The sequence below is a fragment of the Nocardia carnea NBRC 14403 genome (assembly GCF_000308515.1).
Taxonomy (GTDB): Bacteria; Actinomycetota; Actinomycetes; order Mycobacteriales; family Mycobacteriaceae; genus Nocardia; species Nocardia carnea.
In genome coordinates this window covers 76,859-100,786 of record NZ_BAFV01000040.1, presented here as the reverse complement: position 1 = coordinate 100,786, position 23,928 = coordinate 76,859, and the positions used below count along the sequence as shown (strand labels likewise).

Genomic DNA, 23,928 nt, shown 5'->3' with positions numbered 1-23,928 from the left:
CTCCTTACGCAAACGGGTTCAGTTCGGTGCGGTGACCGGTTCGTTCTTGTGGACGACGCCGTCTTTCATGACGAACCGCACCTGCTCCAGGGCGGTGATATCGCGGGTGGGGTCGCCGGGAACGGCGATGATATCGGCGAGCAGGCCGGGGGCGAGCCGGCCGCGGTCGTCGGCATCGACCAGTTCGGCGCTGGTCACGGTGGCCGCGCGAATCGCCTGCACGGGGGTCATACCGCGGTCGACCAGCGCCCACAGTTCCTTGGCGTTCTGCCCGTGCGGCACTGCGGGCGCATCGGTGCCGCAGGCGATCTTCACGCCGGCCTCGATGGCTCTGCCGAGCATGTGCCGGGCTTTGGGAAAGACCTGGGCTGCCTTGCGCTGCAGCGCCGGTGGGGCTTTGGACGTATCGAGTCCTTCGGACAGATAGCTGGTCGGCACCAGGAAGGTGCCGTGGTCCACCATCATCTGCACGGTGTCGTCGGAGGCCAGCGACCCGTGTTCGATACAGTCCACGCCCGCCCGGATACAGGCGCGGATCCCCGCGTCGCCGTGGGCGTGGGCGGCGACCTTGATCCCGGCGCGATGGGCTTCGTCGACGATGGCGGCGAGTTCTTCGTCCGAATACTGCTGGGTGCCCGGGGCGGTGCTGTGCGACATCACCCCGCCCGACGCGGAGATCTTGATAACGCCCGCACCGTATTTGATCTGGTACCGGGTCGCCGCGCGCACCGCGGACACACCGTCGGCCATCCCCTCCTGCACCGACATCGGCATGATGTGCGGGGCGAGTTTCTGGAACATGGTGGGGTCGAGATGCCCGCCGGTCGGGGTGATCGCATGCCCGGCGGAAACGATCCGCGGGCCGGGGAACCAGCCCTGTTCGATCGCCCGGCCGAGATCGACATCCAGCAGGTACCCGCCGGTTTTCACCATCAGGCCGAGATTGCGCACCGTGGTGAACCCGGCCATCAAAGTGGTTCGCGCATTGACGGTGCCGCGCAGCGTCCGGTACACGGGATCGTCCTGGACCCCGTGCATGGGGTTCGGCAGCCCGGTGGGGTTGTCGGGTCCCCCGATGAGCAGGTTGATCTCCATATCCATCAGGCCCGGTAACAGGGTGACGTCGCCGAGGTCGAGTTCGGTGGCGCCATCCGGGACGGCGGGCGGGTCGATTGCCTCGATCAACCCGTCCCGCACCACGATCACCGCGGGGGAGCGGAGGACCCCGGCGTCGATATCGAGCCGGCGGGCCGCCCGCAGCACGGTCGCCGCGCCGCTCATGGTGCGGGCTCGATCACGCAGTCCATCGACGCGTGACTGGCGTCGGGTATCCACGGCTGGTTCCACACTTCCACCGGGAAGGAGACCATGATCATGGAATACAGCAGTTGCAGCAGATTCACGGCGTCGTCGGGCATATCGTCGAGGCCGACCTCGTCGAGGTAGGTCAGTGCGGCCTCGGCACGCGGGGTGATCGCGTCGTAGAAGCGCTGCATATCCTCCATCGAGGAGGCCATGCGTTTGGCATACCGTTCCCCTTCGGTGGCCAGGCACCATTCGGAAAACGGTTCGAGATCGGCGAATTCGGCGGGCAGTGCGCTCATCGCTGGGCCGCTCCTGTCTGCTGGTTACGGTGGTCGTCGACCCATTCGGCCGCGGTCTTGTGCAGGTGGCGGAGCAGAATCTCCTGATCGTTCAGCGGGAAACGGGTCACCGCGCGGGATTCCAGCATCATCTGCGTCGCCTCGAGGGTGCTGGCATCCTGCAGGCCGTATTCCTTGAACGTTACGGCTGTCATCTCGTGCGCGACCCGATCGCGCGGTGTGCGGGCCGGCGCGAAATACAGATTGCCCTCGAAGATATGGGTGTTGTAGGAGGTCGGCCAATAGTGGTAGGTGAGATACCAGCCGCTCGACCAGATCAGGATCACGAAATTGGGGAACAACTGGAAGGAATCCAGGCCCCACGGATCGCATTTCGCCGGATTGACCCCGGGTGGCAGTTCGCCGAGATCCGGAACATCCCAGGGGCCGAACAGCCCGCCGCGGGTGATGTCCTCCATGGGTTTACGCATGGAGGGGTCGAGTTCCCAGGTCACCACACCGGACGTGCTGACCATACGGTGCGGGCCCTGCAGCTGATAGTGCGGTGCCTCGAAACCGGCGGCCTGCGCGGCCGCGGAAAAGTTGTCCGGCGACTGATTCCCGTGCAGAACCGCGGCGTGGTAGAACTCCGCGAACGCGTCCATATAGAGCTTCCAGTTCGCCCCCACTTCGGAACGGTAGGAATACCGTTCGGTGAGCTGGTCGAAGGGGTAGCCGTCGAGATCGGTGATCATCGGGCCGAGGAATTCCCGCAGCGACTGTTCCGGTTCCGGCGCCAGATTCACGAAGATGAACCCCGCCCACACCTCGCAATGCACCGGGGCGAGACCGTAATCCTTCTTGTCGAGGTCGAAGAATTCGCCCTCCTGCTGGACGAAGGTCAGTTCGCCGTCCAACCCGTAACGCCAGCCGTGGTACTTACAGGTGAACTGCCGGCAGGTTCCCGAGACCTCTTCGCGCGGCAGCTCGTTCCATACCAGTTTGTTTCCGCGATGCCGGCAGATATTGAAGAATGCGCGCACCTCTTTCTGCTTGTCGCGCACCACGATCACCGATGTCCAGGCGGCGTGGATCTCCTTGGTGAAATAACTGCCGACGCGCGGAAGTTGCTCCACCCGGCCGATGTTCAGCCACGCCTTCTTGAAAATCGCCTCGCGTTCGAGTTCGTAGACTTCCGGCGAAATCGAGTCCTCGTACGACATCGGCGCGGTGCCGAGTTCGGGATAATGCTGTGTCCAGCTGCCTTCGGCGGGTTTGGGCCAGCGCGCCATGGTGGTGCTCCTTGCGGTGATTCGGATCGGGCGGCGACGACGGGCCGGTCGCCGGCGGGAGTGGCTACTGGATCGGCTCGTCACCGAGGACGGTGGTGCGCAGCATCTCCCGGGGGGAGTTCTCGGGATAGGGGGCGGCGCGATGGATGACACCGCGGTTGTCCCAGATCACGGTGTCGCCCACCGACCATTCGTGGCGGTACACCCGTTCGGGCGCGGTACAGCGGGCGAGGAGGTCGTCGAGCAGGGCGCGGCCCCGGGCGCGGTCCATGCCGATCACATGATCGGTGGAGGTGCCGAGGACGAGGGAACGGCGCCCGGACTTGTGGGTCCAGACCAGCGGATGATCCCGGGTCGGCCAGCGCCGCCAGTACTTCAGCTGCTCGGGTGTGGGGTCGGCGGTGACAGGGCGCTGGGATGCCTCCAGCGAATGCAGGACCCGTAACGTGCGCAGCTGCGTCTTCTCCTCGTCGGAGAGCCGGTCGTAGGCCCGGTAGGTGCTGGCGAATTCGGTTTCCCCGCCGCTCACGGCCACGGCTTTCGCCGACAGGACGGTGGCCATCTGCGGGTAGGCATCGTCCTTGGGGGTGCAGCCATCGATATGCCAGTCGAAGGTGCCGCGCAGATAGCTCGCGGAGGAGTTCTTGCTGGTATCCAGGCTCACCCGGTAGATCCCGCTGACGGGATGATGCCCGGCCGAAGTGTCGATCTCACCGAGTGTGCGGCAGAACGCCACCTGCGCCTCCGGTTCCAGATGCAGGCCCCGGAACACCAGCACGCCGTTGGCTTCCAGGGCGTCGAGCACCAGCGCGGAAACGGTAGGGTCCGATACCATCCGATCCGCGTCGAGGCCGACGATTTCGGCGCCGATCTCGTGGTTCAGTTTCTCGACAGTGACAGTGGTCATGAGTGTTCCGCTCGTTCGGGCGTCGGTTCGGGTGACCGATTCGTCTGCCGGTTCACGGCCACGGCTCCGCGATCCGTGCCAGCTCCGCGTCGGCGCTGTCGACCGGCCGGGGCCGCAGGAAAATTTCGACCGCCATGGCCACCAGCGCCAGCGAATAAATGAGCTGCAGCAGATGCAGCACCTCGTCGGGCAGATCGTCGAGGGGGAATTTGTCGCAGTAGGCGATCGCTTCCTCCAGCCGAGGGAAGAACGCCGCGTAGAACTCGTTCAGTTCGTCCATCGAGCTGTTCATCCGGCGTTCCCAGCGCTCGGTTTCGGTGGCCAGGCACCAGATCGGTGCGAACCGCTCGAACTCGGCGAACGCCGGCGGCAACATGTTCTGCGCCATCGGAATCACACCCCCGCCCGTGCGCCGCGATAGTCGCCCACCCAGTCCGCGACCATCTTGTGGAAATGCCGGACCAGGATCTCCTGGTCGTTCACCGGATAGTCGGTGATCCGCGCGGTGCGGTAGGCGGATTCGAGTGCGGTCTGGGTACCGGTGAGCATTCCGGCGTCCTGCAGGGCGAATTCCTTGAACACCACCGAGGACACCTCGTGCTCCACTCGCTCACGCACGGTCCGGGCGGGCTGATAGCACAGGACCCCCTCGAACAGGTGACTGTTGTACGAGGTGGGCCAGTAGCGATAGATGAGATACCAGCCGCGGTAGAACAGGATTTCGAGATTCGGGAAGATCTGGAAATTGTCGATACCCCACGGCTCGACGCGGCCCGGGTTGATGCCCGCCGGGAGTTCGCCGATATCGGGGGATTCCCACGGGCCCACGAGTCCGCTGCGGGTGGCCCGCTCGATCGGATACATGAACTCCGGCGGCAGTGTCCAGCGGCGGACGCCGCCGGTGCTGACCACCCGGTGCGGTCCATCGACCTGGAAATGCGCGCATTCGAAATTCGGCTCCGGATTGCGCACCGGGCCCGGCACCTGCTGCGAATGCAGGCCGGGGACGTGGTAGTACTCCTGGAACGCGTCGGCGAACAGTTTCCAGTTGCTCTGGTTCTCGGCCCGGAACTCATACCATTCGGTCATCCGGTCGAACGGGTAGTCCTCCAGCGCGGTCACCATCGGGCCCAGGAATTCCCGCAGAGTCTGCGGAGGTTCGGGGGCCAGATTCACGAAGACGAACCCGGCCCACACCTCGCAATGCACCGGAACCAGGCCGAGCTCCGACTTGTCCAGGTCGAAGAACTCGCCCTCCTGCTGCACGAAGGCCAGTTCCCCGTCGATGCCGTAACGCCATCCATGGTATTTGCAGGTGAACTGGCGGCACGTCCCCGATGTCTCCGCCCGGGGATCCTCGTTCCAGACCAGTTTGTTGCCGCGGTGGCGGCACACGTTGTAGAAGGCCCGCACTTGCTGATCACGATCGCGCACCACGATCACCGAGGTACGGGCGATATGGATCTCCTTGGTGAAATAGCTGCCGACCCGCGGCACCTGCTCCACCCGGCCGATATTGAGCCAGGCCCGTTTGAAGATCGCTTCCCGCTCCAGCTCGTAGAACTCCGGCGAGATCGAATCCTCGAACGAGACCGGGCCGGTGCCGAGGTCCGGATAGTGCTGGGTCCAGGTGCCTTCCGGCGGTTTCGGCCAGCGCGCCATGATCATTCCTCCCGTACGGAGTCGTGGGCTGTCGTCGCGGATCCGGCAGGCGGGTCCGGTTGCAGATCGACACTGTTGGTCACCAGCGCCAGGCACAGATAGGAGCCGGCCACGAAGAGCAGTTCGAGCAACTGCCGGGTGTCGAGATGCGCGGTGAGGGCGGTCCAGGTGCTGTCGCAGACCCGGTACCGGTCGAGTAGTTCGTCCGTGGCGGCCAGAACCAGCCGGTCCACCTCGGGCCAGTGGGCTGTCTCGCCGCAGGCGATATCTTCGATCGTGCCGACGGTGATACCCAGATCCTGCGCCATGCGGGAGTGCTGGTCCCATTCGTAGGCCGACCGGGTCTGCCAGGCGACCCGCAGGATCGCGAGTTCACGCAACCGGGGATCGAGCGTGGCGCGCTCCAGTAGTAGTCCGTTGTACGCCAGCCACGCACCGCCCAGTTCCGGGTGATGTCCCAGGATCCCGAGAATATTGGGCAGCGGCGGTGCGTCCGAATCCCCGGACAGGTACTGGTCGGCGCGTTTCAACCGGCCCCGCAACATGGCACGTCCCTGTTCGGTCCAGTCCGCGGCGGGGAGCGGGGTGAGGCGGGGGTCGACGGTGGTCATATGACGGACCCGCCGTTGACGCCCACCACCTGGCCGGTGATGAACCGGGCCTCCTCGGAACAGAGGAAAGTGCAGGTCGCGGCGATATCGTCACCGTTGCCGAGGTAGCCGACCGGGATGGCCCGGGCCATGGTCGCGCTGTCCGGGAGATGGCCTGCCGCCTGGGAACCACGCGACATCGGTGTGTCGATCCCCGACGGGGGAATGGTGTTCACCGTGATCCCGCAGGCGGCGTACTCGCGGGCCAGCGCTTTGGTCATGGCGATCACGGCGCCCTTGGAGGCGGTGTAGTGGACCATGTTCGGCGACCCCCGCTGGGCGCTGGACGAGGAGATCGTGACGATCCGCCCCCAGCCCGCTTCCAGCATGTCGGGAATCACCGCCTGCACGCAGTGGAATGTGCCGGTGAGGTTGATATCGATGATCCGGTTCCAGGACTCGATGGAGATATCGGTGAACGGTTCGAATGCGAACACCCCGGCGCTGGTGACCAGTACCTGCACGGGACCCCATTCGGCACGCACCTTGCGCAGCGCTTCCTCCACGCCGGCCCGGTCGGTGACATCCACTTCGCAGCCCATCGCGATCCCGCCGCCGGACCGCAGCTCCTCGGCGACCCGCTGCGCACCCGCGCCGTCACGGTCGAATACGGCGACGCGATCACCGGTCGCGGCGAGCCGTGCGCAGATGGCGGCTCCCATCCCCGAAGCGCCGCCGGTGACCACGGCGACCCTGTTCGTTCCGCCGGGGTAATTCGCGGCCTTCGCCACGTGGGCACGAACCATGGTGTTCCCTCCGCGCTACAACGGTCGCCGGGCGATCCGGCGTCTTAATCGACTGCTTAATTAAGCGGGTGATTAAAGTTATACGGACGGGGCTCTCCGGCTGTCAAGGTCCGAAAGTGGCCTGAACAGGCCCGGTTACGCCGCCGGAGGTCCGCGTCGTGGGCCGATCCGGCCGCCCTACCTGGGCGGTTTCTAAGATCGAGGAGTCGGTGAGGCCGGCCGGAGTCGTTCGGTAGGGACCGCGACCGCAGCGGTCGAACAAGGAGGTGCCATGGAGGAAAGCCGAAGGCCGGCCGACGCGGAGGCGGGGAACGGAAGCCTTTCGTCGCGCTCGGCGTTACTCGATGCGGCCCAGCAGATCATGCTCGAGGACGGTTACGCGGCGGTGAGCTCGCGGCGCCTCGGCGCCCGCGCGGGTGTGAATCCCGCGCTGGTCTACTACTACTTCGGAAATATGGACAGCTTGTTCGTCGCCCTCTTCCGCCGCGGCTCCGAACGTAGTTACCAGCGCCTGCTCGAGGCGGGGGAGTCCGAACAACCCTTATGGGCGCTCTGGGATGCCATCCATCACCAATCCCGCACGGCGCTGACCATGGAATTCGTCTCGCTGGCCACGCATCGGCCGTCCATCCGCTCCGAAATCGCGCAGTCGTCGAAGAGATTTCGCGAACTGCAGCTGGAGATCGTCTCCGGCGCATTGCGCGGCCGTGCCCCGGGGCCGTGGACCCCGCTGACGCTGGTCATGCTGATGTCGAGCGTCTCCCGGTTCCTGCGGATCGAGGAAGCCTTCGATATCGATGCCGGTCACGCCGAGATCACCGCCGTGGTAGAGGAATTCCTCGAACAAGTGGAAGGGCCCCGGGCCACCGGCGACGACGGGGGCGTGCCGCGCGGCGGCGCGGGATCCCCGGCGCAGTAGTGTGGGCATGCCGGATCTTCGTCTCCCGAGAAATGGGCCACCGCTATGACGTCATTGTCCGAGAAGGCCGCCGCATTCCGCACCCTCCACCGGCCCGGTGATCCCGTGATCCTGCCGACGGTCTGGGACGCCTGGTCGGCGCAGCTGGTACAGCAGGCCGGATTCCGAGGGGTGACGGTCGGTAGTCATCCGCTGGCCGATTCGCTGGGCCGGTCCGACGGTGAGGGGATGTCCTTCACCGAAGTGCTGGGGCGCGTCCGGGAAATCACTGCGGCGGTCGATATCCCGGTGTCGCTGGATATCGAGTCCGGCTACGGCCTGGAGCCGGCGCAACTGGTCGAAGGGCTGATCGAGGCGGGCGTGGTGGGTCTCAATATCGAGGACACCGTGCACGGTGAAGGTGGCCGGCTGCGCGAAGCCCAGGAGCACGCAGACTTCGTCGGCGCACTACGGCAGGCCGCCGACGGCGCCGGGGTACCGCTGGTGGTGAACGCGCGGACCGATCTGTTCCTGCGTGGGATCGGTGACGAGGCCGATCGCGTCGAACGTGCCGTGGACCGATTGCGGCTGGCCGCCGAAGCAGGTGCGGATGTGCTGTACCCGGTCGGCTTCCACGACCCCGAAACGCTGCGGCGCCTCTGTGCCGAACTGCCGCTCCCGGTGAACGCCGTGGCATTTCCGGACAAGGGCGACCGGGCCGTCCTCGCCGAAGCAGGGGTCGCGCGGGTCAGTTTCGGCCCGCTTCTGCAGCGGGCACTCGCCGAGACCGCCAACGGACTGCTGGCGCGCTGGACCTGACCTGGGTTCCACCGGAAAGGGTTAAGCGCTGATGCCGTGGGTGAGGACGGCCGCGAGTTCGCGGTAGGCGGCGCTGTCGTCCAGGCCGGTGCGGGCGCGGACGCCGCCCTGCTGGATACGGACCATCATCGTTGCGGCCAGATCGGCGGCGAAGGCGGCGTGGACGCCGCGGAACTCGCGGGCCGAGACACCCTCGTCGATGAGTTCCTGAACGCGGCGCGCGGCGATACGGGTGTTGCGTTCGTAGACCTCGCGTGCCGGAGTGAAGTGGTCGAGGTCGGTCATGAACCGATCCGAGGCCACAGCGAGTGCTTCCCCCACGGCGGTGAGGTAGGTGGTGATGCGCTCGCGTGCTCCGGTCGCCGCGGCGACCTCGGTCTCCACGGTGGCGGTGGCGCGTTTGAAGAAATGTACGGTCGCGGCGGTGACCAGCTGTTCCTTGCTGCCGGCGAGGGTATAGAGGGTGGATTTCGAGCATTTGAGCCGGGCGGCGATGGTGTCGAGGGTCAGGTGTGCGAAGCCCTCGGCCAGCAACAGTGCGACGAGGGCGTCGAACAGTTCGGTACGGCGGGTGGTCGCGAAGGTCGCACGCTGCTCCATGCCGGTGATAGTACTGGGGAACTTCTTGCAGTACTGATCGGCGGGCAGTACTGTGGCCGACATCCGAGTACTGTTCTGCGTATCGCCGCGAGGAGATTTCTGTGGCTGTCGATCGACTCCTGCCCACCGACGAGGCACGCGATCTCATCGGGCTGACCCGCGATGTGGCCGATAAGGTCCTGGCCCCGATCGTCGACGAGCACGAAAAGACGGAGACCTATCCCGAAGGCGTATTCGCCACACTCGGCGAAGCAGGTCTGCTGAGCCTGCCGTACCCGGAGGAATGGGGTGGCGGTGGGCAGCCCTACGAGGTGTATCTGCAGGTGCTCGAGGAGATCGCCGCGCGCTGGGCCGCGGTCGCGGTGGCGGTGAGTGTGCACAGCCTGTCCTGCCATCCGCTGATGGCATTCGGCACCGAGGAACAGAAGCGGCGCTGGCTACCCGAGATGCTGGGCGGTGCCACGGTCGGCGCCTACAGCCTGTCCGAACCGCAGGCCGGGTCGGATGCCGCGGCGCTCGCGTGCAAGGCGACCGCGGTCGACGGTGGATACCGGGTCAACGGTTCGAAGGCGTGGATCACCCACGGCGGTATCGCCGATTTCTACAACCTGTTCGCGCGCACGGGGGAGGGGTCCAAAGGGATCTCGTGTTTCCTGGTGCCGCGCGACACTCCCGGGCTGAGCTTCGGCAAACCGGAGGAGAAGATGGGCCTGCACGCCGTGCCCACCACCTCTGCCCACTACGACGACGCCTTCGTCCCGGACGAACGCCGGATCGGCACCGAGGGGCAGGGGCTGCAGATCGCGTTCAGCGCCTTGGATTCCGGCCGGCTCGGAATCGCCGCGGTCGCGGTCGGGCTCGCGCAGGCCGCGCTCGACGAGGCCGTGGCGTACGCACAGGAGCGGACAGCGTTCGGACGCAAGATCATCGACCATCAAGGGCTGGGTTTCCTGCTCGCCGATATGGCCGCCGCCGTGGATTCGGCCCGCGCCACCTATATCGACGCCGCCCGCCGCCGTGATGCGGGACTGCCGTACTCCCGCAACGCCTCGGTGGCCAAACTTGTTGCCACCGACGCCGCGATGAAGGTCACCACCGACGCCGTGCAGGTACTCGGCGGCTACGGCTACACCCGGGACTTCCGGGTCGAACGCTATATGCGGGAAGCCAAAATCACCCAGATCTTCGAGGGCACCAACCAGATTCAGCGCCTGGTCATCAGCCGCCACCTCGCCGGCTGACCGGACCGTCGCTGCCCGGGTTCACTTTGTGGGCGTGCCGATCCGGAGCCGGTTTCCGTCCGGGTCGCGCAGCTCGATTTCCCGTGCCCACGGCGCCTCTTCGGTCGGCACGCCGAATTCCGACGCAATGGCACCGACATCTCGAACACGGAGGTAGATCAAGGTATCTGGGCGAGCGTCCCCCGAGTGCTCCGATAAGAACAGCCGCACGCTGCCCCGTGCGATCTCGACGAACGCCGGAAGCTCCGGTGCGAAGCGGTGCTCCCACTCCGCGGCGAAACCGAGTCGCTCGTACCACTCGACTGCTGCGGCGGCGTCCGCGACGCGGAGAATCGGGATGACTTCTTCCTCCATGTGGTAATGGTCGCAGATCGGAGCGCGCCCTCATCGCGCGCTCCATCCGCCGTCCATCGTGTAGGCCGCGCCGGTGACCATGCCCGCCTCCGGGGACGCCAGCCAGCTCACCAGCGCGGCGACTTCGTCCGGTTCCACGAGGCGTTTGATCGCGCTTTCGGTGAGCAGGATCTTGTCCAGCACCTCCTGTTCGGGAATTCCGTGTGCTTCCGCTTGATCCGCGATCTGTTTGTCCACCAACGGTGTGCGGACGTACCCCGGGTTCACGCAGTTGCTCGTCACGCCGTGCGGGCCGCCCTCGAGGGCAGTCACTTTCGACAACCCCTCCAGCCCGTGTTTTGCCGTCACATAGGCGGCCTTGTACGGCGAGGCACGCAGGCCGTGGACCGAGGAGACGTTGATGATGCGACCCCAGCCCTGCCGATACATATGCGGTAAGCCGGCACGCACCAGCAGGAACGGGGCCTCGACCATCAGCGTGAGTAGCTGGCGGAAACGCTGGGGTGCGAAATCCTGGATCGGGCTGATGTGCTGTACGCCGGCGTTGTTCACCAGGATATCGGTGTCGAGGGTCAGGTTTTCCAGGGCTGTGACGTCGAGCAGGTCGACCGCCCATGCCGTGCCGCCGAGTTCCGCGGCCACTGCCTCGGCGCCGGCGGTATCGATATCGGCCACGGTGACCGTGGCTCCGCGTGCCGCGAGCGCCCGGGCGCAGGCCGCCCCGATACCGCTCGCGGCACCGGTGACCAGGGCATTGCGTCCCGCCAGATCACTCATCGCGCGGGGACTTCGGCCGGGGCCAGGCTTTCGGCGTCGGCGCGGTCGACGCTCTCCAAGCTCAGCCCCTTCGTTTCCCGCGCGACCAACGCGGCGATCGCGCTGACCGCCGCCGCACCCGCCAGGTACCAGGCGATCGGCACCGCGGAGCCGTAGGTGTCCAGCAGCCGGACGGCGATGATCGGCGCCAGCGAGCCCGCCACGATCGAGGTGACCTGGTAGCCCAGGGACACACCGGAATAGCGCATCCGAGTCGGGAACATCTCGGCCATGAGCGCGGGCTGCCCGGCGTACATGAGGGCGTGGAAGACCAGGCCGATGATGATGGCGGAGACGATGACCAGGTTGTTACCGCTGTCCATCATCGGGAAGGCGAAGAAACCCCAGGTACCCGCCGTAACCGCGCCGACCAGATAGACCGGTCGCCGGCCGAAGCGGTCGGACAGGTTGCCCACCAGCGGAATCACCACGAAATGCACCGCGTGCGCGGCGAGCAGCCACCACAGGATCACCGAGGTATCGGTGCCCACTTCCACCTTCAGGTAGGTGATGGTGAAGGTGACGACCAGGTAGTACATGATGTTTTCGCCGAAACGCAGACCCATGGCGGTGAACACGCCGCGCGGGTACCGGCGCAGCACCTCGACGACACTGAGCGAGCCGGCCTCGAGCTCCTCGGCCTCGTGCTGCGCCGCGACGAAGATGGGCGCGTCGGTGATCTTGGTGCGGATGTAGTAGCCGATCAGCACCACCACCGCCGACAGCCAGAACGCGACCCGCCAGCCCCAGCCGAGGAACGCCTCGTCGGACAAGGTCGTCGTGAGCACCAGCAGCACCACCGTGGCCAGCAGATTGCCCGCCGGCACCCCCGCCTGCGGCCAGCTCGCCCAGAAGCCGCGGCTGCGGCTGGGGCTGTGCTCGGCGACCAGCAGCACCGCGCCGCCCCATTCGCCCCCCACCGCGAAACCCTGGATGAACCGCAGGGTCACCAGTAGGGCCGGTGCCCAGTAACCGATCTGCCCGAAGGTCGGCAGGCAGCCCATCAGGAAGGTTGCGGCGCCGACCAGGACGAGACTGAACTGGAGCAGCTTCTTGCGGCCGTACTTGTCGCCGTAGTGCCCGAAGACCACACCGCCCAGCGGGCGCGCCACGAACCCGACCGCGTAGGTGACGAACGCGGCGAGGATGGCGTCCAGATCGCTGGTGCTCTCGGCGAAGAACACCTTGCTGAACACCAGTGTGGCGGCCGTGCCGTAGAGGAAGAACTCGTACCACTCCACGACCGTGCCCGCCATCGACGCGGCGACCACCCGCCGCAGGCCGCCGGAATCGATGTCCTTCGCGTCGACCGCATCGGGTCCGGGGCTGTGCTCCCGCATGGCAGTTCTCCTTCGCGCCGGCGGCCGCACTCGTGCAGTGTGACGGCCCCCACAGTATTCGGCTGCACTGAGTATTGGTGCAGAGGATTTGCGCCGCAATGACCACTTCTGCAGCACAGCTGTGCAAAAGTGCAGATATGAGTGCGTCCGTCTCCGGTCGTCCCAGCGCGGACGATCTCCTCGTCCTGCTCGCCGTCGGCCGCTCCGGTCGTTTCGTGACCGCGGCGGACGAACTGGGGATCAACCACACCACCATTTCCCGGCGTATCGCGGCGCTGGAGCAGACCCTGGGCGGGCGGGTGCTCACCCGCGTCACCGGTGGCTGGGAACTGACCGAACTCGGCCGCGAGGCGCTGGCGGCGGCCGAGGCGGTGGAATCGGCGGTCAAAACGCTGGCCGCGGGCGCGGACGGGAACCGGGTGCTCGAAGGAGTGGTCCGGATGTCGGCGACCGACGGTTTCAGTGCCTATATCGCCGCACCCGCCGCGGCCCAGGTGCGCAGGCATCATCCGGGTATCGCGGTCGAAATCGTCGCGACCACCCGGCGGGCGTCCCGGCAGCGTTCCGGTCTCGACCTCGAAATCGTCGTCGGCGAACCGCAGGTACGCCGCGCCACCGCCACCCACCTCGCCGACTACCGTCTGGGCCTCTACGGCTCCCGCGGGTACCTGCGCGACCATCCGGCCCCCGTGACGATCGAGGACCTGGCCCGGCACCCGTTGGTGTACTTCATCGATTCCATGCTGCAGGTCGACGATCTGGACCTGGCCTCCGGTTTCGTTCCCGCCATGCGCGAATCCGTCACCTCCACCAACGTTTTCGTGCACGTCGAGGCGACCCGCGCCGCGGCCGGTCTGGGCCTGCTGCCCTGTTTCATGGCCGATCGCCACCCAGACCTGGTGCGCGTCCTGCCGGATGCGGTGGCGGTAACCCTCGGCTACTGGCTGGTGGCCCGGGCCGAGACGCTGCGCCGGCCGGAGGTCGCCGCGGTGGTGGCCGCGATCCGGTCCGTGATCGAGGATCAACGCGACATCCTCGCGGGCAGGGGCTGAACGCGCCGCCGGAATCAGTCCCCACGGTCCCCGCCTCGCGGCGGAACCGGGTCCGGGGCCGATCCGTCGTGGTGTGCCCGGAGCAACCGGGTGTGCAGCGCCAGATACAGCAGTGCCGCGTCGGCGGGTGAGGTGAATGCTTTTCCGGTGAGTCGTTCTATTCGGCCCAGACGGTGCCGGACTGTGTTGCGGTGCAGGTGCAGATGCTTGCCTACTGCGGTGGGCGAGCCGCCGAATTCGTACCAGGCCAGCGCGGTGTCGATGAGCAGTTGGCAATCCCTGGGATCGAGCCGGTCGAAGGCGGCGAGCAGGTCGGCGAGAACATCCGCCGCCAGATCCGGGTTCGCGGCGATCAGGGCGCGTTCCGGCGCGGAGGCGTAGGTGTGGACCCCGGTCTCGCCCCGACTCGAACATCGGAGCGCGAAACGTGCCTGGGTGAGTGCGGCGGGCGCGGCGGCGAGGTCGGTGAAGGGCCGGCTCGCCCCGGCCCGTGCCCGCACTGTCCGCAGCGCTTCCTCGAGTGTGGCCGGTGAGTCGGCGGCGACCAGCTCGACCAGCTCGTCATGGCTGAGCGCGGCGGTGCCGTAGTCGATATCGTCGTGCTCGATCCGGGCGGTCACCAGCTCGGTGATCGCCGTCGAATCGGCGTGGAGATCACGCAGGAGGCGCGATTTCTCGAACTGTGTGTCCTGGCTCACTGTCGATAACGGTAGCGCCGGGCAGTGCGTGTGCACAACGGAGCCGGTCGAAGTAGGGGCTCGTGCCCATCGCCGTGCCCACCGGCACCCGCCGATACTGAGCGTTCACTGCCGCCACCGCGGCCACGAATCGATCGGAGTTACCGCCGTGACCACTGCAATCCGCGAACTGTTCGAGCGTTACCACGCATGCTGGGCCGACCGGGATCCCGACCGGATCATCGAACTCCACACCGCCGATTCGGTGTTTCATCTGCATTCGGGCCAAGAACCTGCCCGGGGCCGGGCCGCTATCCGCGAGGCCGCCGCGGGAACCTTCGCTCTGGTCCCGGACCTGGCCTTCCATCTGGTATCGCTTCGCGTCGGCGAGGACTTCTGGGTGGTGCGCTGGCAGTTGACCGGGACCTCGGCGACCGGCCGTGACGTGAGTGTCGATCTCGCGGACTTCGTGCTGGTCGAAGACGGCGCGGTCAAGGAGAAACATTCCTACGTCGACGGTGTCGCCATGCAGGCTGCTCTGGTTTGACGTAGTTCCGCGCCCGGCAGGGTGGATCAGGGGCGGAGAGACCACTGGTAACGACTGGTGGGTACCAGATCCAAACCTGTATCGGCGCCGAATCGTGCGACGCTGGCCATGAGTTCGGTGATCCGGCGCCGGAGCTCGGCGTCGTCGCCGCCGCTGCCGTAGAACGTGTGCGGGTCGGTCATCGCGCCCATGGGGAAGTGTTCCTCGACAATGGCCGCGACTTCCGGTGCCGAGGAGGTGAGTTTCTCCTCGACGGTGTTCTGGATATAGGCGACGGTGTTCTGGGTGCGGATGGCGATCGGGGTGTGCTGCACCTGCCAGTACTGCAGGTATTCCGCTCGCGGCATCGCCGCGGGCCTGCGCAGCAGGGCGATATTCGCCAGGGCGTCGCAGCGGGTGCCGTCCGGCACCGGCATCGGGTCGAGGCGGATGTTCTCGTGCACGAGGTAGGCGTGCGGTGCCGGTTCGCCGGTGGTATCGGTCACGGCGGCGACAATCGCGGCGGGGTCACCGTCGGTCCACACCGAGACGAGAGCGGTGATCGGTTCACCGGGGCCGAACCGCATCGACGCGGGCGCGACGTCGGCGTCGTCGAGGTTCACCTGCACCGCGTTCGCGCCGCCGGCGGCCAGCGCCTCCCGGAATTCCGGTGCGTGGAACCGGGCGCCGAGATCCGCGCCGTGCAGGGCGATGATCAATTTCGCCATGGCGAAAAAGTAGCACGTGTTCTACTTTTGCCGAGACGAAACGGCCACCCGACGCCGAGCGCAGAAAGGCCGACCCATGAGGTTCACCTACGCCGAGACCATGACCGACCCCACCTACTACGTGCCGCTGGCGCAGGCCGCCGAGGCCGCCGGATACACGTCGATGGTCCTCGCCGACAGCATCGCCTACCCCCGCGACTCCGATTCCACCTACCCCTACACCCCCGACGGCAGCCGGGAGTTCCTGGAGGACAAACCGTTCGTCGAAACCTTCGTCCTCGCTGCCGCGCTGGCCGCGGCGACCACCACGCTACGGTTCACCCCGTTCGTGTTGAAACTGCCGATCCGGCCGCCGGTGCTGGTCGCGAAACAGGCGGCGTCGGTGGCGGCGCTCAGCGGTAACCGCCTGGGCCTGGGCGTCGGAATCAGCCCGTGGCCCGATGATTTCGAGATCTTCGACGTGCCGTTCGAGAAGCGCGGTAAGCGGATGGACGAATGCCTCGATATCGTCCGCGGACTCACCGCGGGCGGCTACTTCGAATTCCACGGCGAGTTCTACGATCTGCCGCCGATCAAGATCTCACCCGTGCCCACCGAACCGATTCCGCTGCTCATCGGCGGGCACAGCCGTCCGGCGCTGCGCCGGGCGGCCCAGCGCGGTGACGGCTGGATGCATGCGGGTGGCGATCCGGCCGAACTCGACCGCCTGCTCGCCGAACTCACCACCCTGCGCACCGAATACGGCACCCGCGAGGATTTCGAGATCCATGTCATCTCGGTGGACGGGTTCACCGTCGACGGCGTGAAACGCCTCGAGGACAAGGGCGTCACCGATGTGATCGTCGGCTTCCGCGACCCCTACGGCCGCGAACAGGACACCGAGAGCCTGGACACCAAGATCGCGAACCTGTCCCGGTTCGCCGAACATGTCATCGCCCGCACCCAGTGAACGCCGAAAAACGAGCCGAGGAAGTCGAAATGAGTAGTCTTGCGGGGAAAGTGGCGCTGGTGACCGGCGCCTCGTCCGGGCTCGGGGCGGCAGTCGCGCGACTGTTCGCCGGTCGCGGGGCGCAGGTCTTCGGTGTGGCGCGTGACGAAACCCGGTTGGCCGAGGTGTTCGCGGAGGTGCCCGGCGGCCGGTTCACCACCGGCGATATCGCCACCCCGCAGACCTGCCGGTCGACGGTAGAAGACTGCGTCGCCGCGTTCGGGCAACTGGATATCCTGGTCAATGTCGCGGGTACGCACCGGATGCGCCACACCGGGGATGTCACCGACGAGGACTGGGAACACGACCTCGCGGTGAACCTCAACGGCCCGTTCTACCTGTGCCGTGCCGCGCTTCCGCACCTACTGGAGACCGGCGGCAATATCGTCAACGTCGCCTCCATCGCCGGAGTGGAGGGCCAGGCGTACTCGGCGGGCTACTGCGCCGCCAAACACGGCCTGGTCGGCCTGACCCGCGCCCTCGCGGTCGAGTTCACCGCGGACCGCCTCCGCGTCAATGCGGTCTGCCCCGGCGGCATGCTGACCCCGCAGGTCACCGGATTCACCCTGCCCGACGGTGCCGACCCGAACCTGGTCATGCGGGTTGCTTCCCCCCGGGGTATGAACCAGCCGGAGGAGGTCGCCTCGGTGGTCGCGTTCCTGGCCAGTGACGACGCCTCCGCGGTCCACGGTGCCGTCTATCTCGCGGACAACGGCAAGACCGCGGGGTAGTAGCGGGGTCGCCGCTACCGGCCGCGCGGCGGAAACGAGTGGTTCGCTGAGTGGGCGCCTCGGTGGATGTCCGATGTCGTCGCTGCCGAGAATGACGGCATGATCGCTGAACTCCCCACCGCAGAAGAGGTCGCCACGCTGTCCGAATCGGTGACCGGCACCGTGACCGCAGAAATACTGGACGGCAACGACCATATGGATATCGTGCAGTATCTGATCTGGGGTTCGCTGGGAGCGGACGCGCTGGTCCGGGCGGTCGGTATCGACGACACCTACCGCAGCGAACGAGAAATGGGTGTGTTCACGGCGCAGCATCACCTGGCCTACTACCGGGAACTCCGCGCCGGCGACCGATTCGCCGTCGCCGGCCGGATCCTGGACCGGAGCGCGAAAGCGGTCCATATGATGACGTTCCTGGTCGACACCGGACGCGGCCGGATCGCCAACACCCTCGAAATCCTGCTGGTCCACGTGGACCTGCGGCATCGGCGTTCGGTCGAACTACCCGCCGATATCGCCGAAGCCCTGGACGAGCACATCGCACGTTCCCGGTCGCTGCCGTGGCCCGCACCGGTCTGCGGTGCCATCGGGATCCGTCGATGAACGATCACGCCGGTCCCGGTGTTTCCGCTCACCGGGAACGGTGCGCCTGACCGCCCGGTCAATGGGAAGACCGAGCTCGCCGGGAATCCGGCGGACCTAGCGTCGCCCGTATGAGTGCAGAATTCACCGGAGGCGCCCGATGACGCGCCTACAGCAACGAGTGGCGGTGGTGACGGGCGCGGCCGGCGGGATGGGCAGCGCCCACTGCCGCCGGCTGGCCGAAGAGGGGGCCGATATCATCGCCCTCGATCTCGCCGAGAACGCGGACGGTCTGGCCGCCACGGCCGCGGAGGTCGAGCGCACCGGCCGCCGGTGTAGCACCGGATTCGCCGATGTCCGCGACCCACTGGCCGTCGAAGAAGCAGTGAACACGGGGGTGGCGCAGCTCGGCCGTCTCGACGTGGTCGTCGCGAACGCGGGTGTCTACGCGGGGTACGCACCGGCCTGGGAGCTGACCGACGAATCGTGGCAGCGGGCGCTGGATGTCAACCTGACGGGCGCCTGGCATACGATCCGCGCCGCCGGTGGACATCTCGGCGAGGGCGCGTCGATCGTGATCGTCGGATCCACGAACGGGGTGAAGGGCGGCGCGACGGCCGCCCACTACGCGGCGAGCAAACACGCGGTGGTAGGGCTGGCTCGCACCCTCGCCAACGAGCTGGGGCCACGGGGGATCCGGGTCAATACGGTGCATCCGGGGTCGGTGGCGACACCGATGATCCTGAACGACCGCGTATACGCGAAATTGTGCCCGGAGCTGCCGAACCCGACCAGGGAAGACGCAGCCAGGGTGCTCGCCCAGCGCACGATTCTGCCGGTGCCGTGGGTGGATCCGGTGGATATCAGCAATGCCGTGTTGTTCCTCGCGTCCGACGAGTCCCGGTACGTCACCGGGATCGAGCTCGTCGTGGACGCCGGACTTACTCAGAAGGTGTGAGATGGGACGGGTTTCGGGCAAGGTCGCGCTGGTCACCGGCGCGGCACGAGGAATCGGACGGGCACAGGCGATCCGGCTGGCGGAGGAAGGCGCCGATATCGCCGCGATCGATATCTGCGGACCGGTGGATACGGTGATCATTCCACCGGCGACCCCGGCAGACCTCGAGGACACTGTGCGCGCGGTGGAAGCAACCGGGGCGCGCATCGTGACCGCGGTGGCCGACGTCCGCGACGGCGCGGCGCTGCGCGCGGCCACCGATGCCGCGGTGGACGAGCTCGGCGGTATCGATATCGTCTGCGCTACTGCGGGCATCACTTCCAGCGCCCCTGCATTGGAACTGACCGAACAGCAGTGGCAGACCATGCTGGACGTCAATCTGACCGGTGTATGGCAGACCTGTAAGGCAGCTGCCCCGCATCTCATCGCCCGCGGCAGCGGATCGATGATCCTGACCAGTTCGATCGCGGGCCTGCGCGGGCTGGTGGGGGTGGCCCACTACACGGCCGCCAAACACGGTGTGGTCGGGTTGATGCGGTCGCTGGCCCAGGAGCTCGCGCCGCACGGGATCCGAGTGAATTCGGTGCATCCCACCAACGTGGACACACCGATGATCCAGAACGATATGGTCCGCAGATCCTTCCGGCCGGATCGCGAGCATCCCACGCGCGAAGAGTTCGCCGAGGCCGCGAGAACCATGAACATGCTGGCGATTCCGTGGGTCGAACCGGTCGATATCGCCAATGCCGCACTGTTCCTGGCCTCCGAGGAGGCCCGCTACATCACCGCGGTGGCGCTGCCGGTGGACGCCGGCAGCACCCAGCGCTGAAAGGCGTGCGGGGAAGCGGTCGTGCTTCCCCGCACCGTGGTCGAGCAGCGGGGACAATCACGGTGCGCCAAGCGGATTTGCGGTGAACTCCTGTCCGGATCCGGCAACCACAACCTCGAAGGGGCGCGGTCTCGTCTGCGTTCGCCGGGCTACACGACTCGACTCGGGCACGATGGTGAAATGGAGCAACCTCGAATCCGGGTAGCGGCGTACGTGGTCAGGCGCCGGGCAGTTCCTGAACTCCTGGTGTTCGACCACGTCGGCCTGCCCGAGGCAGGCACCCAGATACCGGCCGGTGGAGTGCAGCCCGGCGAAGATCTCGAACAGGCGGTCCTGCGTGAGGTGGCGGAAGAAACCGGGCTATCCGATGTCCGCGTGATCAATCGAATTGCTGTGGACCACCGCCCACACCCGAGGACCCGGCATCCACGCCGAACAACTTTTTTCCGCCTCGACGCCGGGACAGACACACTTGATGCCTGGACGCATCGGGTCGCCGGCACAGGCGACGACCACGGCCTGAAGTTCGCATGTCACTTCGTGGCGCTGCCGCTGGAAAAGCCGTTGGCCGACAAACAAGACGCCTGGTTGGATCACCTCTCGAGCTGAGCCTTGTTCGAACGACTACAACACGGGGACCGGGCGCGGCCGGTACTTGCGGAAACCATAGGAACCCCCCGGGTGACGTGGTCCGGGGCAGTTCAGCCGAGCCGCCCCGGGACAGGTTCGGAGCGGTACTCGTCGGTGCGTAGTTCACCCTCGGCGACGGCCCGTTCGATCGAATCGCGCAGTGCCGGACAGGTCGGGATCCAGTTGCTGGGCTCGCCCAGGGCCGCCCGCCGGGCGAATTCGGGGCAGGCGGATTCGGCATCGTCGAGCCATTGCACGCTGGTATGGCTGGGGCTGTACTTCTCCACCAGGACGCGGTTTCCGCAGTTGGCGCACTGAATATTTCGCACGGTCACTCCTTTTGTCCGCCGGGCGCGCGCCGCGCGCCGATATAGCCGATCACCCTCGCAGGGGCGAGGTGTCCGGTCCAGGGCTCAGCCGAAATCGACGTCGTCGGGCGACCAGAACGCGCGCATACCGGTGATTCGCGCGTCCTCGTCGAAGGTCATGACATCGATCGGCTCGACCGTGATCGTTTTTCCGCCGGTTTCGGTGACCACCCGGAACGAGAACGCGGCGTTGCCGCCGCTCACACGCAGGCTCAGCAGTTCGGTGCGGCGGCGCGCCGATTCGAGGGGGCTGTAGAACTTCTCGATGGCCGCGCGACCGGTGTGTGCCGGCGAGCCGACAGGGTCCTCCAGCGTGGCGTCCGGGTGGTAGAGCGCGGCGATCTCGGCCGCGGTCCCGGTGGCGACGGTCTCGAGATAGCGGCGCACGGCCGCGCGGATCCGGTCCGGTTCCGGCATGGTGTTACTTCCTGTTCTGGTCGGGGCCGGTCAGCGGCCGAGCATGTCGCGGACGGCGAGGTGACTGAACAGCATCGAGGCGCCGATCGGGTTACCGCCGCCGGGATAGACGGTGCCGCTGACCGCGGCCATGGTGTTGCCCGCGGCGTAGAGCCCCGGGATCGCGGTGCCGTCGCCGTCGAGGACCCGGGCGCCGGTATCGGTGCGCAGGCCCCCCTTGGTGCCCAGGTCGGACAGGCCGAAGGCCGCCGCGTGGAAGGGTGGCCGATCGATCGGCACCAGGGGCGATTCGCCCTGGGAGAAGGCACGATCGTAGGCCTCGTCGCCGCGGCCGAAATCGGTATCGGCACCGGCCGCGACCATCGCGTTGAAGCGTTCGACGGTCGCCACCAGGTTGGCGGCGGGCACACCGATCACCTCCGCCAGCTCCTCGAGGGTGTCGGCGGTCCGCCACAGTCCGGCGGCCACGTACTTTTCGGTCGCATCGAACGACACATTGGGGGCCTGCACCGGAGGTGTGACACCGTTCCGGTCGTCGTAGACCATCCAGTAAGGAAGGGTGAGTTCACCCGCGCGCATACGGTCGATGGCGGCGCGCCCCAGCCGGTCGTACGGTGCCGACTCGTTCACGAATCGCCGCCCGTCCTGGTCGACGAAAATACCCCCGGTGAACCACAGCGCGAATGCCGACCGCCCGTCCGGATGGGTGAGCCCCGGCGACCACCAGGCCTGATCCATGAGATCGGTATCGGCGCCGGCCGCGATCCCGGCCTCGTGCGCGCGGCCCTGGTTTCCGGGCGATCCCATGGTGTCGCGTGCGCTGCCGGGCACACCGTAGCGCCGGCGCAGCTCGTCGTTGCCCTCGAATCCGCCGGCGGCCAGGATCACGCCGCGCCGGGCCCGGATCGCCATCGTTCCGCCGGGCCGTTCGATCAGCGCGCCGACGACCGCTCCGTCTTCCACGACGAGTTCGGTCAGGGCGGCGTTGCGGTGCAGGCGCACCTCCGGATACGTGGCCAGCGCGCGTAGAAAACGGCCGATCAGAGCTTGTCCGCCGATCAGCACATCCGGCAGCGGGGCACCCAGTCGTTCGGTGTCCAGCGGTCCGCGTAGATGCTCGCGCAGCTCACCGAGCTCGGCTGCCGGCAGCGGGGCGGGCACGATATGGCGTTGTCCGTCCGTGCGTGCCTTCGGCGCCGCGCCGAAGTAGTCGGGCCACGGGTACATGTGGAACTGGAAGCGGTCGTCGGCCTCGAGATACTCGATGAGATCGCGGCCGCGGCGCACATAGGTTTCCTGCAGTTCGAGCGGTGTGCGGTCACCGACGACGGCGCGGTAATAAGTGAGCGCGTCGTCGAGGGTGTCGTCGGTGCCGGCCCGCTCCAGCACTGGATTGCACGGGAACCAGACGCCGCCGCCACCCGAATACGCGGTGGTACCACCGAACTTGTCGGTCGCCTCTACCACTGCGACCGACAGCCCCTCCCGGGCCGCGGTGTAGGCGCCGGCGAGTCCCGCGCCGGACCCTGCCACCAGGACATCGACTTCGTCGTCGAAGTTCACCACTGCTGTACCGCCTTTTCACGCTCCCGGATTGTGCCGAGGCCGACGCTAGATCGGCGGCCGCGCGGCGCGGGGCCGCCCTCCCGGTGACCGGGACATCCGGTCGGCATCTCCATGGTCGCGTAGTGGTGTATCGGACCGGTATACCGGCGTTGATAGCATTCGGCGGTGACGACGAGCGAACCCGATCCGGCGCAGGTGAACCTGCCGCCGACCAGCTGGGCGGTGCTCGCCATGCTCTCCTACGAGGAGGAGATCTCCGGGTACGACCTGAAGAAATGGGCCGACTGGAGTGTCCGCTACATCTACTGGAGCCCCTCCTACAGTCAGATCTACTCGGAGCTGAAGAAGCTCGAACGGCACGGGTTCGCGCAGTCCCGGGTGGACAGCGACAATGCCATGCGCGGTCGCCGGCTCTATCGCATCACCCCCGCCGGCCGGGCCGCTGTCACCGCCTGGAGCAACAACGCGCCCGTCGACCCGCCGATGCTGAAACACCATGTGATGCTGCGGGTCATGTTCGGGCATCTCAGTTCCCCGGACCGGCTCAAGGAAATCCTGCGCGACCATATCGCCGATGTCGAGCGCCTGGAACACAGCGCGGCCGTCGACTCGGAAGCCGCGAAAACCGAACCCGGATGGGCGTATTCGCAGATCGTGCTGCAATGGGCGCAGCGCTACTATGCGGCCGAACGCGACCTGGCCCGGCAGTTGATCGACGATATCGATGCGGCCGAAACCGCACTGGTGACAGCCGAACACGATGAACAAACCGACTACCCGCATCCCCTCCCGGGCCGGTGGCGGGAGGTCGAGCAGCGGGTCCGGCAGGAGGATCCCGAAAGGCGCTGACGGTCCGTCCGAAATGCCTCGGTCGAGCCTGCGCCCGGATCGGATAAATTCCTGCAGCTCACCCGGGACCTGCGCTGGCTCCTGGTGATCGTGCCGATTGTGGCGCCGGTCATTGCGGT

At 66.9% G+C, this 23,928-nt stretch carries 29 protein-coding genes; 12 read left to right on the top strand and 17 right to left on the bottom strand.

The features are described from left to right. Positions 1-18 precede the first annotated feature (18 nt). From ON22_RS15215 to ON22_RS15180, 8 genes are all read right to left on the bottom strand, one after another. Complete coding sequence (locus tag ON22_RS15215) at positions 19-1,281, bottom strand: metal-dependent hydrolase family protein (protein WP_033242615.1); 1,263 nt, start codon at positions 1,279-1,281, stop codon at positions 19-21. Continuing rightward, positions 1,278-1,604, bottom strand: a complete 327-nt coding sequence (locus ON22_RS15210) for a hypothetical protein (protein ID WP_033242616.1) — start codon at positions 1,602-1,604, stop codon at positions 1,278-1,280. The genes ON22_RS15215 and ON22_RS15210 overlap by 4 nt, the downstream gene beginning before the upstream one ends. After that, positions 1,601-2,875, bottom strand: coding sequence for an aromatic ring-hydroxylating oxygenase subunit alpha (locus tag ON22_RS15205; RefSeq protein WP_033242617.1), 1,275 nt, complete (start codon positions 2,873-2,875; stop codon positions 1,601-1,603). Before ON22_RS15205 ends, ON22_RS15210 begins: the two co-directional genes overlap by 4 nt. A gap of 64 nt (positions 2,876-2,939) precedes the next feature. Then, on the bottom strand, positions 2,940-3,782 hold the full coding sequence (locus ON22_RS15200; protein WP_033242618.1) for a TauD/TfdA dioxygenase family protein: 843 nt from the start codon (positions 3,780-3,782) through the stop codon (positions 2,940-2,942). A gap of 52 nt (positions 3,783-3,834) precedes the next feature. Next, entirely contained in the window at positions 3,835-4,170 is a 336-nt protein-coding gene (locus ON22_RS15195; protein WP_033242986.1) for a hypothetical protein, read from the bottom strand. A 5-nt stretch (positions 4,171-4,175) separates the two neighbouring features. Beyond that, entirely contained in the window at positions 4,176-5,444 is a 1,269-nt protein-coding gene (locus ON22_RS15190) for an aromatic ring-hydroxylating oxygenase subunit alpha (protein ID WP_033242619.1), read from the bottom strand. A gap of 2 nt (positions 5,445-5,446) precedes the next feature. Continuing rightward, entirely contained in the window at positions 5,447-6,055 is a 609-nt protein-coding gene (locus ON22_RS15185; RefSeq protein WP_051157657.1) for a carboxymuconolactone decarboxylase family protein, read from the bottom strand. Further along, positions 6,052-6,840 (bottom strand): SDR family NAD(P)-dependent oxidoreductase, encoded by a 789-nt coding sequence (locus ON22_RS15180; protein ID WP_051157656.1) that lies wholly within the window; start codon positions 6,838-6,840, stop codon positions 6,052-6,054. The genes ON22_RS15185 and ON22_RS15180 overlap by 4 nt, the downstream gene beginning before the upstream one ends. 271 nt (positions 6,841-7,111) lie before the next feature. Between ON22_RS15180 and ON22_RS15175 the strand changes: the two genes are divergently transcribed. Both ON22_RS15175 and ON22_RS15170 read left to right on the top strand, forming a co-directional pair. Further along, entirely contained in the window at positions 7,112-7,759 is a 648-nt protein-coding gene (locus tag ON22_RS15175; RefSeq protein ID WP_051157655.1) for a TetR/AcrR family transcriptional regulator, read from the top strand. A gap of 45 nt (positions 7,760-7,804) precedes the next feature. Next, complete coding sequence (locus ON22_RS15170; RefSeq protein ID WP_033242620.1) at positions 7,805-8,557, top strand: isocitrate lyase/PEP mutase family protein; 753 nt, start codon at positions 7,805-7,807, stop codon at positions 8,555-8,557. A 21-nt stretch (positions 8,558-8,578) separates the two neighbouring features. Here ON22_RS15170 and ON22_RS15165 read toward each other — a convergent pair whose 3' ends face one another. Continuing rightward, the gene (locus ON22_RS15165) at positions 8,579-9,157 is read right to left on the bottom strand and encodes a TetR/AcrR family transcriptional regulator (protein WP_033242990.1); all 579 of its coding nucleotides are present in this window, start codon (positions 9,155-9,157) and stop codon (positions 8,579-8,581) included. A gap of 101 nt (positions 9,158-9,258) precedes the next feature. On the opposite strand from ON22_RS15165, the gene ON22_RS15160 reads away from it, so the two are divergent. Then, positions 9,259-10,398, top strand: coding sequence for an acyl-CoA dehydrogenase family protein (locus ON22_RS15160; protein WP_033242621.1), 1,140 nt, complete (start codon positions 9,259-9,261; stop codon positions 10,396-10,398). A gap of 21 nt (positions 10,399-10,419) precedes the next feature. Here the strand turns inward: ON22_RS15160 and ON22_RS15155 are convergent, their stop codons facing one another. From ON22_RS15155 to ON22_RS15145, 3 genes are read right to left on the bottom strand one after another with little or no spacing between them, the layout of a single operon-like run. Then, positions 10,420-10,752: a glyoxalase superfamily protein gene (locus tag ON22_RS15155; RefSeq protein WP_033242622.1), complete on the bottom strand. Its 333-nt coding sequence runs from the start codon at positions 10,750-10,752 to the stop codon at positions 10,420-10,422. A gap of 30 nt (positions 10,753-10,782) precedes the next feature. Further along, entirely contained in the window at positions 10,783-11,529 is a 747-nt protein-coding gene (locus ON22_RS15150; RefSeq protein WP_033242623.1) for a 3-hydroxybutyrate dehydrogenase, read from the bottom strand. Continuing rightward, positions 11,526-12,908 carry an MFS transporter gene (locus ON22_RS15145; protein ID WP_033242624.1) on the bottom strand — a complete coding sequence of 461 codons (1,383 nt, stop codon included), beginning with the start codon at positions 12,906-12,908 and terminating at the stop codon, positions 11,526-11,528. The genes ON22_RS15150 and ON22_RS15145 overlap by 4 nt, the downstream gene beginning before the upstream one ends. 137 nt (positions 12,909-13,045) lie before the next feature. On the opposite strand from ON22_RS15145, the gene ON22_RS15140 reads away from it, so the two are divergent. Continuing rightward, entirely contained in the window at positions 13,046-13,960 is a 915-nt protein-coding gene (locus ON22_RS15140; protein ID WP_174375585.1) for a LysR family transcriptional regulator, read from the top strand. Between the two features lie 14 nt (positions 13,961-13,974). On the opposite strand, the gene ON22_RS34670 is transcribed toward ON22_RS15140, so the two are convergent. Then, positions 13,975-14,658: a PucR family transcriptional regulator gene (locus ON22_RS34670; RefSeq protein WP_051157654.1), complete on the bottom strand. Its 684-nt coding sequence runs from the start codon at positions 14,656-14,658 to the stop codon at positions 13,975-13,977. Positions 14,659-14,806: 148 nt separating this feature from the next. Between ON22_RS34670 and ON22_RS15130 the strand changes: the two genes are divergently transcribed. After that, positions 14,807-15,184, top strand: a complete 378-nt coding sequence (locus ON22_RS15130) for a nuclear transport factor 2 family protein (protein ID WP_033242626.1) — start codon at positions 14,807-14,809, stop codon at positions 15,182-15,184. 26 nt (positions 15,185-15,210) lie between these two features. Here the strand turns inward: ON22_RS15130 and ON22_RS15125 are convergent, their stop codons facing one another. Then, positions 15,211-15,891, bottom strand: a complete 681-nt coding sequence (locus ON22_RS15125) for a hypothetical protein (RefSeq protein WP_033242627.1) — start codon at positions 15,889-15,891, stop codon at positions 15,211-15,213. Between the two features lie 76 nt (positions 15,892-15,967). Between ON22_RS15125 and ON22_RS15120 the strand changes: the two genes are divergently transcribed. From ON22_RS15120 to ON22_RS15095, 6 genes are all read left to right on the top strand, one after another. Next, complete coding sequence (locus tag ON22_RS15120; protein ID WP_033242628.1) at positions 15,968-16,840, top strand: TIGR03619 family F420-dependent LLM class oxidoreductase; 873 nt, start codon at positions 15,968-15,970, stop codon at positions 16,838-16,840. 29 nt (positions 16,841-16,869) lie between these two features. Continuing rightward, complete coding sequence (locus ON22_RS15115; RefSeq protein WP_033242992.1) at positions 16,870-17,610, top strand: SDR family NAD(P)-dependent oxidoreductase; 741 nt, start codon at positions 16,870-16,872, stop codon at positions 17,608-17,610. Between the two features lie 99 nt (positions 17,611-17,709). Further along, a complete protein-coding gene (locus ON22_RS15110; protein WP_033242993.1) occupies positions 17,710-18,213 on the top strand; it encodes a thioesterase family protein in 504 nt (167 codons plus the stop codon). Between the two features lie 139 nt (positions 18,214-18,352). Then, positions 18,353-19,150: a mycofactocin-coupled SDR family oxidoreductase gene (locus tag ON22_RS15105; protein WP_033242629.1), complete on the top strand. Its 798-nt coding sequence runs from the start codon at positions 18,353-18,355 to the stop codon at positions 19,148-19,150. A 1-nt stretch (position 19,151) separates the two neighbouring features. Then, on the top strand, positions 19,152-19,979 hold the full coding sequence (locus ON22_RS15100; protein WP_033242630.1) for a mycofactocin-coupled SDR family oxidoreductase: 828 nt from the start codon (positions 19,152-19,154) through the stop codon (positions 19,977-19,979). Positions 19,980-20,000: 21 nt separating this feature from the next. Then, complete coding sequence (locus ON22_RS15095; RefSeq protein ID WP_231508258.1) at positions 20,001-20,588, top strand: NUDIX hydrolase; 588 nt, start codon at positions 20,001-20,003, stop codon at positions 20,586-20,588. Between the two features lie 92 nt (positions 20,589-20,680). On the opposite strand, the gene ON22_RS15090 is transcribed toward ON22_RS15095, so the two are convergent. From ON22_RS15090 to ON22_RS15080, 3 genes are all read right to left on the bottom strand, one after another. Beyond that, on the bottom strand, positions 20,681-20,938 hold the full coding sequence (locus tag ON22_RS15090; protein WP_033242994.1) for a hypothetical protein: 258 nt from the start codon (positions 20,936-20,938) through the stop codon (positions 20,681-20,683). Between the two features lie 84 nt (positions 20,939-21,022). After that, positions 21,023-21,394 carry a nuclear transport factor 2 family protein gene (locus ON22_RS15085; protein WP_033242632.1) on the bottom strand — a complete coding sequence of 124 codons (372 nt, stop codon included), beginning with the start codon at positions 21,392-21,394 and terminating at the stop codon, positions 21,023-21,025. 30 nt (positions 21,395-21,424) lie between these two features. Beyond that, complete coding sequence (locus ON22_RS15080; RefSeq protein ID WP_033242633.1) at positions 21,425-22,960, bottom strand: FAD-binding protein; 1,536 nt, start codon at positions 22,958-22,960, stop codon at positions 21,425-21,427. Positions 22,961-23,191: 231 nt separating this feature from the next. On the opposite strand from ON22_RS15080, the gene ON22_RS15075 reads away from it, so the two are divergent. Further along, positions 23,192-23,809, top strand: coding sequence for a PadR family transcriptional regulator (locus ON22_RS15075; RefSeq protein WP_081595598.1), 618 nt, complete (start codon positions 23,192-23,194; stop codon positions 23,807-23,809). Positions 23,810-23,928: the final 119 nt, after the last annotated feature.